12 protein-coding genes and 1 pseudogene are annotated in these 15,551 nt (G+C 39.5%); 9 read left to right on the top strand and 4 right to left on the bottom strand.

The window, feature by feature from the left end; all coding sequences use genetic code 11:
- Window positions 1-15: 15 nt before the first annotated feature.
- Window positions 16-906 (bottom strand): SDR family NAD(P)-dependent oxidoreductase, encoded by an 891-nt coding sequence (locus tag AC056_RS11345; protein ID WP_077163654.1) that lies wholly within the window; start codon window positions 904-906, stop codon window positions 16-18.
- Between the two features lie 273 nt (window positions 907-1,179).
- Window positions 1,180-2,463: an O-acetylhomoserine aminocarboxypropyltransferase/cysteine synthase family protein gene (locus AC056_RS11340; protein WP_039251069.1), complete on the bottom strand. Its 1,284-nt coding sequence runs from the start codon at window positions 2,461-2,463 to the stop codon at window positions 1,180-1,182.
- A gap of 255 nt (window positions 2,464-2,718) precedes the next feature.
- On the opposite strand from AC056_RS11340, the gene AC056_RS11335 reads away from it, so the two are divergent.
- Entirely contained in the window at window positions 2,719-4,440 is a 1,722-nt protein-coding gene (locus AC056_RS11335) for a thiamine pyrophosphate-dependent enzyme (protein WP_077163653.1), read from the top strand.
- Window positions 4,441-4,660: 220 nt separating this feature from the next.
- Window positions 4,661-6,322, top strand: coding sequence for an energy-dependent translational throttle protein EttA (ettA, locus tag AC056_RS11330; RefSeq protein ID WP_077163652.1), 1,662 nt, complete (start codon window positions 4,661-4,663; stop codon window positions 6,320-6,322).
- A 42-nt stretch (window positions 6,323-6,364) separates the two neighbouring features.
- On the opposite strand, the gene AC056_RS11325 is transcribed toward ettA, so the two are convergent.
- Both AC056_RS11325 and AC056_RS19875 read right to left on the bottom strand, forming a co-directional pair.
- On the bottom strand, window positions 6,365-6,745 hold the full coding sequence (locus AC056_RS11325; RefSeq protein ID WP_004705135.1) for a tetratricopeptide repeat protein: 381 nt from the start codon (window positions 6,743-6,745) through the stop codon (window positions 6,365-6,367).
- A 338-nt stretch (window positions 6,746-7,083) separates the two neighbouring features.
- Window positions 7,084-7,194: pseudogene (locus AC056_RS19875) on the bottom strand (hypothetical protein); the annotation flags it as partial.
- Between the two features lie 315 nt (window positions 7,195-7,509).
- On the opposite strand from AC056_RS19875, the gene AC056_RS11320 reads away from it, so the two are divergent.
- From AC056_RS11320 to AC056_RS11285, 7 genes are all read left to right on the top strand, one after another.
- A complete protein-coding gene (locus AC056_RS11320) occupies window positions 7,510-7,908 on the top strand; it encodes a cation efflux protein, CzcI-like (protein ID WP_363295805.1) in 399 nt (132 codons plus the stop codon).
- Between the two features lie 230 nt (window positions 7,909-8,138).
- On the top strand, window positions 8,139-8,756 hold the full coding sequence (locus tag AC056_RS11310) for a methyltransferase family protein (RefSeq protein WP_077163650.1): 618 nt from the start codon (window positions 8,139-8,141) through the stop codon (window positions 8,754-8,756).
- A gap of 137 nt (window positions 8,757-8,893) precedes the next feature.
- Window positions 8,894-9,067, top strand: coding sequence for a hypothetical protein (locus tag AC056_RS11305; RefSeq protein WP_002050594.1), 174 nt, complete (start codon window positions 8,894-8,896; stop codon window positions 9,065-9,067).
- A 197-nt stretch (window positions 9,068-9,264) separates the two neighbouring features.
- The gene (locus AC056_RS11300; RefSeq protein ID WP_025465216.1) at window positions 9,265-9,660 is read left to right on the top strand and encodes a cation efflux protein, CzcI-like; all 396 of its coding nucleotides are present in this window, start codon (window positions 9,265-9,267) and stop codon (window positions 9,658-9,660) included.
- Between the two features lie 57 nt (window positions 9,661-9,717).
- The gene (locus AC056_RS11295) at window positions 9,718-11,127 is read left to right on the top strand and encodes a TolC family protein (protein ID WP_077163649.1); all 1,410 of its coding nucleotides are present in this window, start codon (window positions 9,718-9,720) and stop codon (window positions 11,125-11,127) included.
- Window positions 11,127-12,335: an efflux RND transporter periplasmic adaptor subunit gene (locus AC056_RS11290; protein ID WP_077163648.1), complete on the top strand. Its 1,209-nt coding sequence runs from the start codon at window positions 11,127-11,129 to the stop codon at window positions 12,333-12,335. The genes AC056_RS11295 and AC056_RS11290 overlap by 1 nt, the downstream gene beginning before the upstream one ends.
- Entirely contained in the window at window positions 12,325-15,483 is a 3,159-nt protein-coding gene (locus AC056_RS11285; protein WP_077163647.1) for an efflux RND transporter permease subunit, read from the top strand. The genes AC056_RS11290 and AC056_RS11285 overlap by 11 nt, the downstream gene beginning before the upstream one ends.
- Window positions 15,484-15,551 lie beyond the last annotated feature (68 nt).

Raw genomic sequence — 15,551 nt, 5'->3', positions numbered from 1 at the left:
ATTTAATATGTCGAATTACCAATGTTCACCTGGGAAAATTCGTGCATAAGCTTTTTGTGCCCAGTTCAATTTCTCAGCTTTTTGGCCTTTTGCTGCATCAGAACTTGGGAACAGGCGGAAACCAATCGACATAAACATGTTGTTGATGCCTGGCGCTACAGAATATGTCATAGACGCCAAACGACCTAAGTTCGTCGCAATACGTTTTGGACGTTTCACAATTGCATAAGCAATTAAGTCAGCTGCTTGTTCAGGTGAAAGGGTTGGCACGTATTTATAAATTTTGGTTGGTGCGATCATTGGGGTACGCACTAAAGGCATATAAATTGATGTGATCGCAATTTTATGCGCATGAACTTCGGCAGAAAGACAACGACTAAATGCATCAAGTGCAGCTTTAGAAGCGACATAAGCAGAGAAGCGTGTTGCATTTGCTAATACGCCGATTGAACTAATATTAATAATTTGACCGTCTTTACGTTGAATCATGTGAGGCAAAATATTAAGCACCATTCGTACAGCGCCAAAGTAGTTTAATTGCATGGTACGTTCAAAGTCATCGAAACGATCATAAGACTCATGAACAGCACGACGAATAGAGCGACCTGCGTTATTGATTAAAATATCAATATGATCAACAGAAGCTAAAATATCTTTAGAAACCTGATCAATCATGTCCATGTCGTTAAGATCACATGGGAAAATTGATGCCTGACCGCCACGGCTTTCAATATCTGCTTTCACTTCTTCTAATGTTTCTTGAGTACGGGCAACCAGTAAAACATGCGCACCAGCGTCAGCAAGTTTATTCGAAACCGTTAAACCAATTCCGCTTGAGGCACCTGTCACTAAAATGACTTTACCTTGTACCTTTTCTTGGAACAGAGCTTCTAATTTTTTATTCACAGCATTTTACCTAAGTAGGGGCAGGGGCTATTTATTCCGGTATGTAATTTTTATTTTTTACAACCGTTGGTTCATCCTGATGAACTCCTAAATATTGCCCTATCTTAATAGATGTATAAAAATTGTCTAGTATGTAAATATATGAAATTTAACAATTTATTTAGAGTAAAAACTCTAAATTATTACCCTAATCCATTAATTATTGTGAAGGATTAAATCAAATGAAAATAAAAAAGCCTCTATATTCCAGAGGCTTATTTATTGGTTTAAAAATTATACAGATGAAAGTGCTTGTTCTAAGTCGGCAATTAGGTCATCAACATGTTCAATACCGATAGAAAGACGAACCATATCTTCACTTACGCCGGCAGCTTTTAATTCTTGTTCATTAAGCTGGCGGTGTGTGGTTGTTGCAGGATGGCAAGCCAGACTTTTCGCATCACCAATATTCACAAGACGAGTAAATAGCTGTAGTGCGTCAATGAAACGTGTACCGCCTTCACGACCATCTTGAACACCAAAAGATAAAATCGCAGAAGGTTTACCTTTTACATATTTTTGCGCAAGTTGGTGTTGTGGATGATCTTTTAAGCCTGCGTAATTGACCCATTTTACTTTCGGATGATTTTGCAGATATTCGGCAACTTTCTGAGCATTTTCAGTATGACGCTCCATTCGTAAGTTTAGAGTTTCTAAGCCTTGTAAAATCAAGAAGACACTCAATGGACTAATTGCAGCACCTGTATTGCGTAATGGCACCACACGAGCACGTGCGATATAGGCAGCTTCACCTAATGCTTCGACATAGTTCACACCATGATAGCTTGGGTCTGGTGTATTCAAAACTTTAAAACGCTCTGGATATTTACCCCAAGGAAATTTACCGCTATCGACAATTGCACCGCCAATACTATTGCCATGGCCGCCAATATATTTAGTAAGCGAATGGATGACGATATCGGCGCCATATTGAAATGGTTTTAATAAAGCAGGAGTAGCAACCGTGTTGTCGACAACGACAGGTACTCCATATTCATGTGCAATTTTTGAAATTTCTTCTAGATCAATGATATTGCCGAGCGGGTTACCAATTGACTCAACAAAAACAAGTTTAGTTTTATCATCAATTAAGTTACGCAAGCTTTCAGGTTTTTGATAATCAAAAAAGCGAACTTCAATCCCTTGTTTTGGCAACGTGTGGGCAAATAAGTTATATGTGCCACCATATAAAGTTGAGACAGAAGCAATATTATCTCCAGCTTCAGTAATGGTCTGAATGGCATAAGTAATGGCTGCCATTCCCGATGCTAAAGCTAAAGCACCAATGCCTCCTTCGAGTGCTGCAAGGCGTTGCTCAAGCACAGCAGTGGTGGGGTTCATAATACGAGTATAAATATTACCTTGTACTTTTAAGTCGAAAAGGTCTGCACCATGCTGTGTATTATCGAAGGCATAAGAAGTGGTTTGATAAATAGGAACAGCGACCGCTTTGGTTGTTGCTTCAGGAGTGTAGCCTGCGTGAATGGCTAAGGTTTCGTCTCGGTATGTATGTGACATTGTTATCATCGAAATGGTCAAAGAATAATCCAGATTTTTTAGCATACTCTTTATGCATGATTTAGATATTTTTATGTAAAGTTCAGCAGTTTTAAGCATAAAAGAACTTAGTTTAATTTTTTCAGATCACTGAATTAAATTTACATGATGTTGAGAGAACGCCACAAAAACTTACTGGCAGTCTGAACTTTGCAAGAACACTATAAAAAGCAAAAGTAATTCAATTCATGATAAAAAAGCTGGAGAAGTGAAGTAATGAGTACTCAAAAAGTATCTGACATTATCATTGAGGTGCTGGAACAAGCAGGTGTTCAACGTTGCTACGGTATTGTAGGTGACACCTTAAATCATGTCACCGACTCCATGTCTAAGAGTAAAATTGAATGGATTCATGTGCGCCACGAAGAGGTTGGTGGCTTTGCAGCAGGTACGGATGCTTTACTCAGTGGTCACTTAACGGCATGTGCAGGATCTTGTGGACCAGGGAGTCTGCACTTTATTAATGGTTTGTATGAATCGCATCGTAATCGTGCCCCAGTCATCTTGATTGCCAGCCAGATTTCCACCGAGATGGCCGGATTTATCGACTTTCCACAATATGTCGATTTTAAATCGGTTTATGCCAAAAATTCGGTTTTCTGTGAAGAAATAACCCAACCTTCACAAGCCAGACATATTATGAGTATGGCTTGTCAGGCTGCACTGACCAAGCGTGGTGTCGCCGTGGTCATTGTTCCTGCGAATATCAGTGAAGCGTCAGCTGAAGCAGGTCTACCTTTTGTACCACGCCAAACAGATCCCGATATTTTGCCGAGTAAATCTGAGCTCAAGCAGATTGTTGATCTGATTTCACAGCATCAAAAAATTGGAATTTATGCAGGGGCAGGATGTGAGGGTGCGCATGACCAACTGGTGGCTTTTGCAGAGAAGTTAAAAGCTCCCGTAGCACATACTTCACGTGCCAAAGATTTTGTCGAATATGACAATCCATACAATATGGGTATGACAGGTATTTTTGGTAATAAAGCGGGTTATCACACCCTTATGGATTGTGATTTACTAATTTTACTGGGTGCCGATTTTGCATGGGCACAGTACTATCCAAGTCATGCCAGAATCTTGCAAATTGATATTGATCCAACCCATTTGGGTCGACGCCATCCAATTACATTGGGCGCCGTGGGTAAAATTTCATCGACGCTCGATGCTTTATTGCCACTACTTGAAACACGTCATGAACGTGACTTTCTAGATCATTGTCTTGCGCTGAAACATCAGAGTGATGAAACACGCCATAAAGAAGAGCGGGTGGGTAAAGACGGGCTGATTCATCCACAATATCTGGTTTCGCTACTCAACCGCTATGCAGATCAGGATGCAATTTTCTTCGGAGATGGTGGTTCACCGATGGTATGGGTATTAAGACATATTGACGTCAATGGCAAACGTCGAACCTTTACCAGCTTATTACATGGCACTATGGCCAATGCCATGCCACAAGCACTTGGAGCACAAAAAGCATTTCCGAATCGCCAGATTATTGCATTGTGTGGAGATGGTGGCTTAGCCATGTTACTGGGAGACCTGCTCACTACAATTCAGGAAAAATTACCCATCAAGATTGTGGTATTTAACAATAGTTCGTTGAATTTTGTAGAACTTGAACAAAAAGTCGAAGGATTGCTTGACCATTATACTGATTTGCTCAATCCTGATTTTGGTCAACTTGCCAATGTCATTGGGTTACATGGGCAAACAATAAAGCATGGCGAAGGGTTGGAGCAGGCAGTTGAAAGTTTTTTAAAACATGATGGTCCAGCTTTACTCGATGTTCATACCAATCCGATGGAACTGGTAATGCCGCCAGATCCTAACCTGAATCAGGTTTCATCAACCTCACTCTATGCGATTAAAGCATTAATGTCGGGTCGGGTAGATGATGTTAAAAACTTATTAGTCAATAATTTCATTAAATAAATCTATGTAAATCAGTTCAACTCTCCGCATTCTGATAAGTAAAAAATGCATGATTCAAGGTCATGCATTTTTTATATCAGGAAACAATTTTGACGACATTTATCAGTCATAAAAACCGATTAAACTCAATCACGCCTTATTTTTTTGCCGCGTTCAGCATATAATAGCTACTATTTTTCGCTCATTGCGATCTGTTGGTTTTTCAATTGAGGAGTCCTGCGTGGCCCAATATATTTATACGATGAACCGAGTGTCTAAGATGGTTCCGCCAAAGCGCGAAATCTTAAAAGACATCTCTTTATCATTTTTCCCGGGTGCCAAAATTGGTGTTCTCGGTTTGAACGGTGCGGGTAAATCTACCTTGCTTCGTATTATGGCTGGCGTAGATAAAGATTTCTCAGGTGAAGCTCGTGCACAACCTGGAATTAAAATCGGCTATTTAGAGCAAGAGCCGCCACTTGATCCTACTAAAGACGTTCGTGGTAACGTTGAAGATGGCGTACGTGAAGCTTTAGATGCTTTAGAACGTCTTGATCAAGTATTTGCAGAATATGCAGACCCAGATGCAGATTTTGATGCGCTTGCAAAAGAGCAGGAAAAATTAGAATCAATTATCCATGCTTGGGATGCGCACAACCTAAACAACCAGCTTGAAATCGCGGCAGATGCCTTGAACCTTCCAGCTTGGGATGCAGACGTAACTAAGCTTTCTGGTGGTGAACGCCGCCGTGTAGCGCTTTGCCGTTTATTGCTTTCTAAACCGGACATGTTGCTTCTTGACGAACCGACGAACCATTTGGATGCAGAGTCTGTATCTTGGTTAGAGCGTTTCTTGAAAGATTTCCCTGGCACAATCGTTGCGATTACGCATGACCGTTATTTCCTTGATAACGTTGCCGAGTGGATCTTGGAGCTTGACCGTGGGCATGGTATTCCTTACCAAGGTAACTACTCTTCTTGGTTAGAACAGAAAAATGCTCGTTTAGAACAAGAGCAGAAACAAGAAGAATCTTTTGCTAAAGCATTGAAAAAAGAACTTGAATGGGTTCGTTCAAATGCGAAAGGTCAGCAAAAGAAAAACAAAGCACGTATGGAACGTTTTGAAGAGCTTAACTCTAAAGAATTCCAACAACGTAATGAAACGTCTGAAATCTATATTCCACCTGGCCCGCGTTTGGGTAATAAAGTTGTGGAAGTGGAAGGCATCAGCAAATCATTCGATGGTCGCTTGTTGTACGAAAACTTAACGTTTACCGTACCTCCAACAGCTATTGTGGGTATCGTTGGTCCAAACGGTGCGGGTAAAACCACTTTATTCCGTATGATGACTGGCGAACAGCAACCGGATACGGGTACTGTGACTTTAGGTGAGTCGGTTAAAGTGGCTTACGTAGGTCAGATTCGTGACACCTTGGATAACAATAAAACGGTTTGGGAAGAAGTTTCTGGCGGTTTAGATATCCTGAAAATTGGTGATTACGAAATCGCATCACGTGCTTATATTGGTCGCTTTAACTTTAAAGGCCAAGATCAGCAAAAACGTGTAGGTGAATTGTCTGGTGGTGAACGTAACCGTTTACAACTTGCGAAGATCTTACAGATGGGCGCAAACGTGATCTTACTGGATGAGCCATCGAACGACTTGGATATTGAAACTTTACGTGCGCTTGAGGATGCAATTCTTGTGTTCCCAGGTACGGTAATGGTGGTATCGCATGACCGTTGGTTCCTTGACCGTATTGCAACGCACATCTTGTCGTTTGAGAACGAACAGCCAGAATTCTACACTGGTAACTATGCAGAATATGAAGCTTACCGTCAGTCACGTTTAGGCGAAGATGCATCTCAAAAACGTACGAAATACAAAAAGATTACGGGTTAATTATCCGTAAATGAAAAACCAGCCTAAGGGCTGGTTTTTTTATTAGAAGGCAAGTTTACTAAAGGCTTCTTGTAGGCAGCGTTCAGCGTCGGGATGACCTTGGCTTGCTGCTTTGTTTAACCACTTTTCAGCTTCAGTGTAGTTTTTATCTAAACCAAATTGACCGTTTAAATAGCCAATACCCAGTTTAAAGGAAGCATCGGCGTTACCTCTTAAAGCTGCACGAAGATAACACCACATTGCATTGCGGTCATTTGGGGTAATATCTAACCAATTTTGCATACGCTCATGATCTTGTAGGGCTAACTCTTCAAAACGTAAGCCTTGCTCAATTTCATCCTCAGCTTGCGAATGCATATCGGCGGGTAAGTTTTCAAAGGCAAACAAGTGATTAAGCCCATGTTTGATTGTTTTCATATCCATGATAGTCTCCCCTTGTTCCTCAATTTGATTGAATTGACTCACACTTTTAAGCTAGTCCCTTATACAGAAATCTTATGTTTTATTTTGTAAATGTGATATAGCGCATTTGGATGAAAAATGATGAGGTTTTAGCTTACATAAAAGTTACACATGTTTTTACGCTTAGCGAAATTATAATAGAAATAGCGGTGTTCCGAAGTAAAGCTAGAACTTTTAAAATTAGAAAATAAGTTTAATGAAGTTAAAAAATTCTTAAGAAAATTTATAAATATCAAACAAAAGAAATTTTTTTAAACAAAACCAGTTTAAGAACTAGTTGTCCACTATTAAGGAAACTTCTACTTAGTAAAGTCTCCTCTTAAATCTGACCAGATCAGAGAGGGTGTTACTGTAACTACATCAAATGCCATTGCTAAAGAATAAAGTGCCATATGTGTTACACCTTTAAACATATTTCATCTTTTTGCTATAAGGCGATCGGTTAAAGTTTTGAAATTATCGACTCGGCTTTTAAGGTATTAGTGGTTTGCTAAACTTATTGTTTGCAACTAATTGATGTGAAAAGATATAAAAGCGGCATTTATAATTTTTACAATTAGGCAGTATTTTTTTCAAATCCTAATTTTTAAATTTTTAGTCACGAAAGAAAATTTAGGAACAATTTGATTTACAAGAACTGAACCTATAAATCAAGATTCTGTAATTTTATTACATGTAGATTGCCTGCTATAGTGAGTTTGTGCAATTTACGTCATGGTGTACCGTTGGCACGTTCTACAGTTTTTATGTCCGTCTTGTTTAGTTTGCTTATATTCCAAAGCTTATGGAATGTGGCAGCAGCATTTTGTGTGCATGAAAATAGGGTAACAGCATTACAACATTTTGGTCATCATGCAGATTTAAATGTGTATCAATCTTCAGACCATATGCAGACTGAACATGTGGGTATTGTAGAAAATTCTGATAATGCTCCACTAAGTTGGCAAGATCATCATGATCATTTACCTTCATGTTTTCATGTAGTCATGACTGATAACGCCAAACAGGCTCAAGAACCTGTTGTATATGTACATGAGCGTTCACAAGTGTATTACTGGTCTAATTTTTATCAGTCTCCGTATCTTGGAGACTTAAATCCCCCTCCTGTTTTAACCCCGCTATAGGTGGGGTAGCCGAAAAATAACCCACTAGAAATTTATTTATTTCAAAGGGTTAATTGTATGTGTAAACAAGGCACGGTAGTCCTCTATGTGGATTACTCATTTAGATATTCACGTCTTTATTCTAATCAAAAGGCAGAATATAAGTTTCCATCAAATTTTTCTGAAGAACAGAAATATCATCTAAACAAAACAGTTACCTTGTCTCTGAGTATTCACAGTGATGGGGGATTATGGAAATGAATATTTTATTTTCCCCCCGTGTTCGAACTGTGAGTTCCAGAGTTATTGGTTTTGTTTTGGCTATTGTTCTCGCTTTAAGTTTTAGTAAATGGCATTTTCAGGCGGCATTTGTAGAACATATCTTATGGGTTTTTGGATGGCTATTTGTTGGTATCGGAGTAATGGGAAGAATATGGTGCAGTCTTTACATTTCCGGATTTAAAAATGCCAAGTTAGTGACTGACGGCCCATATTCACTGTGTCGAAATCCTCTATATCTGTTTAGCTATTTGGGAGGACTCGGAATCATGTTGATTACTGAGACTTTCATTTTTCCCATATTATTCACGCTGTATTTCTTCTGTTATTACCATTATGTCATAAGCCAAGAAGAAGCTTTTTTAAGTGAAAAATATGGAACAGCATATTCAGATTATGTAAAGACAATTCCCCGTTTTTTACCCAGTTTCCAGAATTTTAAAGAACCAGATTTCTATCAAGTCTCACCAAAGCACTTTCGTATTTTTTTGACTCAAGTCGTATGGTTTATCTGGATTGCTGCGTTGGTCCAACTTTTTGATGAGCTGCGATCACATGGTGTTCTTCCTTCATTATTTAGTTGGTTCTAGTAAAAAGTGAAATGTGCATGCTTTTCAAAGAATCGGAAGATTGTACTGAATTGATGAATCGAGGCATGCAAAAAATTATATGTATTTAAGGATTAACTCCTTAAATACATTCGGAATATTTAGATTAGGTGATTATGATGTTAATTAAATTAAATATAAAATCGGCTTTGATGGTTCTATTTCTTTCAACGAGTTTGGCTCATGCTGATGGAGGATTAATATTCCTCGAAAAGAATATTAAGTCTCAGCAAGAAACAAAAGCTAAAACAGAAAAAAGTAAGAATCCTCATTTAACATGTAAACGTAAATAATTTTTATTTTTGCAGAAAGCTAATTATTTAATAATTAGCTTTCTAGCTATAAAGATAAACATTTTTAATGGCTTATTTATCTTTAATCCAAGTTATTCGGTATTGTTTCTATGTTGGCATTCAGAGATGTAATTTTATTACATGCTATGAGCCTGCTATAGTGCCCTTGTTCAACTTTTTAGTTTAATGGTGTGCTGTTGCCACGTTCTGCACTTTTCATGTCCGTCTTGTTCTGTTTGCTTATATTCCAAAGTTTATGGAATGTGGCAGCGGCATTCTGCGCCCATGAAAATCAGGAAAAAGCATTGCATCATTTTGGTCATCATGCAGCGTTGAATTATGAAATTTCACAGCATAGCCATACTGAAAAGACTGACGTCGCAGGGACCACTCACAAAGCTCCTTTGAACTTGTCTGATCATCATGATCATTTACCTTCATGTTTTCATGTTGTGATTGTAGAAGCGCAAGAAAAAATTGTTTCACCGTTAATGCGGTCATCTGAGCTCAAACAACAATACTATTGGTCCAATTCTTATAAGTCCCCTCATATCTCTAAACAAGATCCGCCTCCTGTTTTAACCCTGCTATAGGTGGGGTAGCCGAAAATTAGCCCACCAGAAATATTATTTATTTCATAGGGTTATTTTATGTCTATTTTTTTATACGAAAAGCGTTTCGTTAGTCTGAGTTCCTCTTGGGTACTTAAATCATTAGTTGTTGCTGTTGCACTTTCAGCTAGTGTGATAACAACCGCTGCTAGTTCAAATCAAAATCTTACTGAGAACACTCAAGCGCAGCGCGTACAGAATGTTTTAACGTTCGACCAAGTACTTGATCAGGTTAAGCAGTTTCAGACTCAAACAGGAATTTGGCAAGCTCAACAAGATATTGCAGACAGTAATATCAAGCAGAGCCAGCTATGGGAAAATCCTACTGTTTCAGTACAGCAAACGGGTTTTAGCTCTGGAAAAGATCAGGAGCTTGAACTTGGGATCTCTCAAAAGCTAGATATTTTTGGTGTACGCTCCGCGGCAAAAAAACTAGCAACTGTCCAGCAAAATCAAGTTGAGTTAAATCAGGTTTTGTATGAGGCTCAACTCAAGCTGGCTGTTAAATATTTATGGTCACAAGTATCAATTTTAGAGCTTCAACATGAGGTTGCTAAAGCTCAGTTAAGAACAAGTCAAAACTTTCTTGATGCTACGCGTTTACGCTTTCAAGCAGGCAGTATTGCTCAGGTTGATTTAGACCGGACTTTAATGACACATGTTGAAAATCAGCGTTTATATCAAGAAGTGGAATTATCACTGAGTAGTGCCAAACGAAAACTGGCGAACTTATGGGGTGAGACGGATGATAACTTCACGTTACGTCCAGATATCAAAAGTGCGTGGCCTTTAAAAAATGAAGGTGATATCGATCAATACTTAAAACAGAATTTGTTAGAACAGTCCATGAGACTGCAAGCAATACAGCAAAATTCTGAAATTAATTATTTGAAAGCAAAAAATCGCCCTACGCCTACGGTAAATATGGGTGTGGTTCGTAGTAAAACTGCAGATACAAATAGTACTGAAAATCAGATTCGAGTAGGTATTGCAGTTCCCTTAAATATTTTTAATCGTCAACAATATGCCCTGAAAATTGCTCAAAGCAAACTTGATTTAATTGCTCAGCAGCAAAGTTTTTATAAAAAGCAAAGCTTAGATTCTATACGCACCTTACAGTACGAGTTGGCTGGTTTAAAGCAGCAATATAACTTGATGAATGAACAGCAGATTCCTTTATCAGAAACGGTACAGGAGAAAATGTTGCTTGGTTTCAAAGTCGGTAAATTCGCAATTACTGATGTTCAGCAATCTACCCTGCAATTACAAGAACAAAGGTTGAAAAAAGTTCAACTACTTAAATCTGCTTGGCAAAAAGCAATTGAGGCAGAAAGTTTAGCTCTCGGGATCGATCCTAATATGGTGATGGCTGGGGATGCATTAAATCAAATCAATCAAAATTTATGGCAAGACACTTATAAGTTGCCGACAGTTGGAGGGGCAGAGTAATGTCAGTTAAAAAAATGAAAAACCAATGGCTTATTGCTATTTTGCTCCTGATAGTCTGTCTTATTATAAGTGCTTGGTTATTTTTCTCAGGGAAAAAACAGCCTAATACTGAGAAAAGTGAAGAAGGACATACAGAAGGTGAAGCAGGCCATAGTGAGTCTGAAAAAGAGGAAGGAAGTTTAAATCTGACTTCTAAGCAACTGGTTGAATATGGTGTGAAGTTAGAGCAAGTAGGACGTGGAGAAGTTGAGCAGACTCTTTCTTATCCTGCCAAACTTGTCGTAAATACAGACCAGCAAGCACATGTCTCTTCTACTTTTTCTGCACGAGTGGATAGCGTAAATGTTGCGCTGGGACAACAAGTTGAAAAGGGTCAGGCGCTTGCGACTTTATTTGTACCAGATTTGGTCGATCAACAAGCTAACTTAAGCATGGCACAAGAAGCACTCACATTAGCTCAGCAAGATTATCAACGTGAAAAGCAATTGTGGGAACAAGGTGTTTCAGCACGTCAAGATTATCAGCGTGCTTACAATGCTTATCGTCAGGCACAAATTCAGGTACAAGCTGCAAATAGCCGTTTAAGTGCCTTGGGAGCGAATCGTTCAAGTAGCGGTCGATATGTTTTAACGGCGCCTTTAAGTGGTGTAATCAGTAATAAAGATATCGTTATTGGTGAGCAAATTGGCCCTGAAAAACAGTTATTTGTGATTGATCGCCTAGATCAGCTATGGGTTGAGTTTGTGTTACCAAGTACAAATACCAATATTCAGCCTAATCAGGAAATTGAATTTAAATCACTGCAAACGAACAATATTTTCAAAGCGCAGGTACAAAGTTTAACTTCAGAAGCGGATAGTCAAACTGGTCGATTACAGGTTCGGGCCAAGGTGCTGACACCTTCAAAAGAATTACGTCCTAACTTAATGGTCAACGTGTTACTGAAACAAAATAATGCAGCGACGGTATTACGGGTTAACAAGGCAGCGGTACAACAGATTGATGGAAAGAATGTGGTCTTTGTTGCAAAACAGGAGAAAGACAAAATTCATTTCGCTCCTGTTGCCGTAGAGTTAGGTAATTATTCTTCAGATGCACAATGGGTCGAGGTTAAATCCGGAATTACTGAAAAGCAGCAATATGTGACTCAAGGTAGTTTCTTGCTCAAGTCCGAACTTGAAAAAGGGGAGGCTGAGCATGGACATTAATAAACCTGATTTGCCAGAGGCTGAAGGTTTGTTTGATCGGATCATTCAGTTTTCAATTAAAAATGCCATCTGGGTCATGATGTTTGTTATTGCTTGGATTGGTGTTGGAATTTATAGCTACCAGAAACTTTCAATTGATGCTGTGCCAGATATCACCAATGTACAGGTACAAATCAATAGTCAGGCAAATGGTTTTACGGCACCTGAAGTTGAGCAAAGGATTACTTATCCGATTGAAAATGCCATGTCTGGTATTCCAAATCTTGAGCAGACGCGTTCAATTTCCAGATATGGTCTTTCTCAGGTCACGATTATCTTTAAAGATGGTACAGATATTTACTGGGCAAGACAGTTAATTAACCAGCGTTTACAAGAAGCTAAGAGTGCTTTACCCGATAGTATTGATCCACAAATGTCTCCAATTTCAACTGGATTGGGTGAGATTTATCAATGGGTGGTAAAAGCAGAGCCAAATGCCAAAAAAGCAGATGGTTCAGCCTATAGCGCGATGGATCTGCGTGAAATTCAAGACTGGATTATTCGTCCTCAGTTACAACGCGTACAAGGGGTCGCCGAGGTTAATAGTATTGGTGGATATAACAAAACCTATGTGGTTTCACCCGATCTGACGCGGTTACAGCAGTTGCAGATTCCACTCACTGACTTACAGGATGCGCTTCAAAATAACAATGAAAACCGCGGTGCTGGATTTATTGAAGAGAATGGTCAGCAACTCACAGTTCGTGTTCCGGGTATGCTGACGTCGATACAAGACATTCAGAATGTTACGGTCGCAACTAAAAACGGTTTACCTATACGGGTTGCTGATGTGGCTTCAGTATCGATTGGTCATGACTTGCGTACTGGTGGTGCTACCTATAATGGACAGGAAACTGTTTTAGGTATCGCCATGATGATGATGGGTGAAAACAGTAAAACCATTGCTAAAGCGATTGATCAGAAAGTCCAAGAAATTCAAAAATCACTCCCTCAGGGTGTCGTGATTGAAACAGTCTATGATCGTAGTAGTCTCGTAGACAAAGCTATTAAAACGGTAGCCAAAAATTTGATTGAAGGGGCGATTTTAGTCATTGTTATCCTTTTCATTTTTTTAGGAAACTTTCGCGCCGCTTTAATCACCGCTTGTATTATTCCCTTGGCAATGCTTTTTACCTTAACGGGTATGGCAGAACAAAAAATCAGTGCTAACCTCATGAGCTTAGGAGCTTTAGACTTCGGGATCATTGTGGATGGGGCAGTTGTTATTGTTGAAAACTGTATTCGGCGTTTGGCTGAAGCACAGCATTTAAAAGGTCGTTTATTAACACGTTCAGAACGTTTTACAGAGGTCTTCCTCGCAGCTAAACAGGCACGACGCCCATTAATATTTGGTCAGATCATTATTATGGTCGTGTACCTACCAATTTTTGCTCTGGCAGGCGTAGAAGCAAAAATGTTCCATCCTATGGCAATGACCGTTGTCCTAGCGCTATTGGGAGCAATTATTCTATCTGTGACCTTTGTGCCGGCTGCTGTCGCTTTGTTTGTTACGGGTGAAGTGAAGGAAAAAGAAAGCCGTTGGATGATGACCTTGAAAAAAGGTTATGCAGGCTTACTCGATAAAGCATATGCCTTTCGATATGTTGTTGTTACAGCAGCGGTCAGCATCTTGATTTTGACAAGTGCAATTGCAACACGAGTAGGAAGTGAGTTCGCGCCTCAGTTAAGTGAAGGTGATTTTGCATTGCAACTCATGCGTGCACCGAGTACTGGTATCGAGGAATCACTTAAGATTCAGGAGAATGTGGAAAAGCAGTTATTGAAAGCTTTTCCTGAAATTAAAGCCATTTTTGCCAGAACAGGAACGGCAGAGGTTGCTACAGATGTGATGCCTCCTAATATTTCTGATGGTATTGTGCTATTAAAACCACACGATCAGTGGCCAAACCCTAAAGAAACAATAGATGAATTGCGTGCCAGAATGCTGCAATTCGTGAACCAGATTCCTGGTAATAACAGTGAATTCTCACAACCAATTGAACTACGTTTTAATGAGCTTATTTCAGGTGTACGAAGTGATATTGGCGTAAAAGTTTTTGGGGATGATATGCAGGTCCTCAATCAGGAAGCGGAGAAAATAGCCCAACAACTACGTAGTATTCAAGGTGCTAGTGAAGTCAAAGTTGAACAGACTGACGGTTTACCATTACTGAATGTAGATGTTGATCACGCATTGGCTGCCCAATACGGATTATCAGTTAAATCGATTCAGGATATTGTCGCTGCCAGCATTGGTGGGCAGAGTGTAGGACAAATTTTACAGGGCGATAGACGTTTCGATTTTGTGATCCGCCTACAGGAAAACATGCGTACACCTCAACAGCTCGCACAATTACCAATTCGCTTACCAAATGGAGGTCTGATTCAGTTACAAGACGTCGCAAAGGTTGAGAATATTTTAGGCCTTGCTCAAGTAAGTCGTGAAAATGGTAAACGCCGTGTTGTTGTGACAGCAAATGTGCGTGATCGGGACCTTGGGTCTTTTGTACAAGAAATGCAAAGCAAGCTATCACAGCAAAAGTTACCTAGCGGTTATTGGTTAGGCTATGGCGGACAGTTTGAGAATCTTGCTTCTGCTACTGCAAGAATGCAAATCGTCGTACCTATGGCACTCATCATGATCTTTGTGTTGCTGATGGCTGTATTTAGTAATTTTAAAGATAGCTTACTGGTATTTAGTGGTGTTCCTTTCGCTTTATCTGGTGGATTAGTCGCTTTATGGTTGAGGGATATTCCACTTTCCATGTCTGCTGGGGTCGGGTTCATCGCTTTATCGGGTGTTGCTGTATTGAATGGTCTGGTCATGCTCACATTTATTAAAGAGCTAAGAACAACCTTAGATGTTCATGCGGCAACTTGGAAAGGAGCGGTATTACGATTACGTCCAGTATTAATGACAGCATTCGTAGCTTCACTTGGTTTCATTCCGATGGCCTTAGCGACAGGAACCGGAGCAGAAGTACAACGACCTTTGGCAACGGTTGTAATTGGTGGCATTATTTCATCTACGATATTAACTTTGGTTTTATTACCAGTGATTTACCGATGGATGAATGAAAGCAAAGCAAAAAGCGCTGAGCATTCATAATGTCATCGTTTTGAGATATCTTTTTTGATGACAGTGTCAATTCAAAAAAGTGTTTGAAAGAGGTAAAA

It is taken from the genome of Acinetobacter genomosp. 33YU, assembly GCF_001990725.1.
GTDB lineage: Bacteria > Pseudomonadota > Gammaproteobacteria > Pseudomonadales > Moraxellaceae > Acinetobacter > Acinetobacter seifertii.
Note: the sequence above shows the minus strand (reverse complement) of the source record. Positions and strands in the feature narration are given on the sequence as shown.

What these genes read in the sequence shown, in the direction of transcription:
- AC056_RS11340 (WP_039251069.1), bottom strand. Translation starts at nt 2,463, where the DNA reads ATGTCACATACATACCGAGACGAAACCTTAGCCATTCACGCAGGCTAC.
- AC056_RS11335 (WP_077163653.1), top strand. Translation starts at nt 2,719, where the DNA reads ATGAGTACTCAAAAAGTATCTGACATTATCATTGAGGTGCTGGAACAA.
- AC056_RS11325 (WP_004705135.1), bottom strand. Translation starts at nt 6,745, where the DNA reads ATGGATATGAAAACAATCAAACATGGGCTTAATCACTTGTTTGCCTTT.
- AC056_RS11310 (WP_077163650.1), top strand. Translation starts at nt 8,139, where the DNA reads ATGGAAATGAATATTTTATTTTCCCCCCGTGTTCGAACTGTGAGTTCC.
- AC056_RS11305 (WP_002050594.1), top strand. Translation starts at nt 8,894, where the DNA reads ATGTTAATTAAATTAAATATAAAATCGGCTTTGATGGTTCTATTTCTT.
- AC056_RS11295 (WP_077163649.1), top strand. Translation starts at nt 9,718, where the DNA reads ATGTCTATTTTTTTATACGAAAAGCGTTTCGTTAGTCTGAGTTCCTCT.
- AC056_RS11290 (WP_077163648.1), top strand. Translation starts at nt 11,127, where the DNA reads ATGTCAGTTAAAAAAATGAAAAACCAATGGCTTATTGCTATTTTGCTC.
- AC056_RS11285 (WP_077163647.1), top strand. Translation starts at nt 12,325, where the DNA reads ATGGACATTAATAAACCTGATTTGCCAGAGGCTGAAGGTTTGTTTGAT.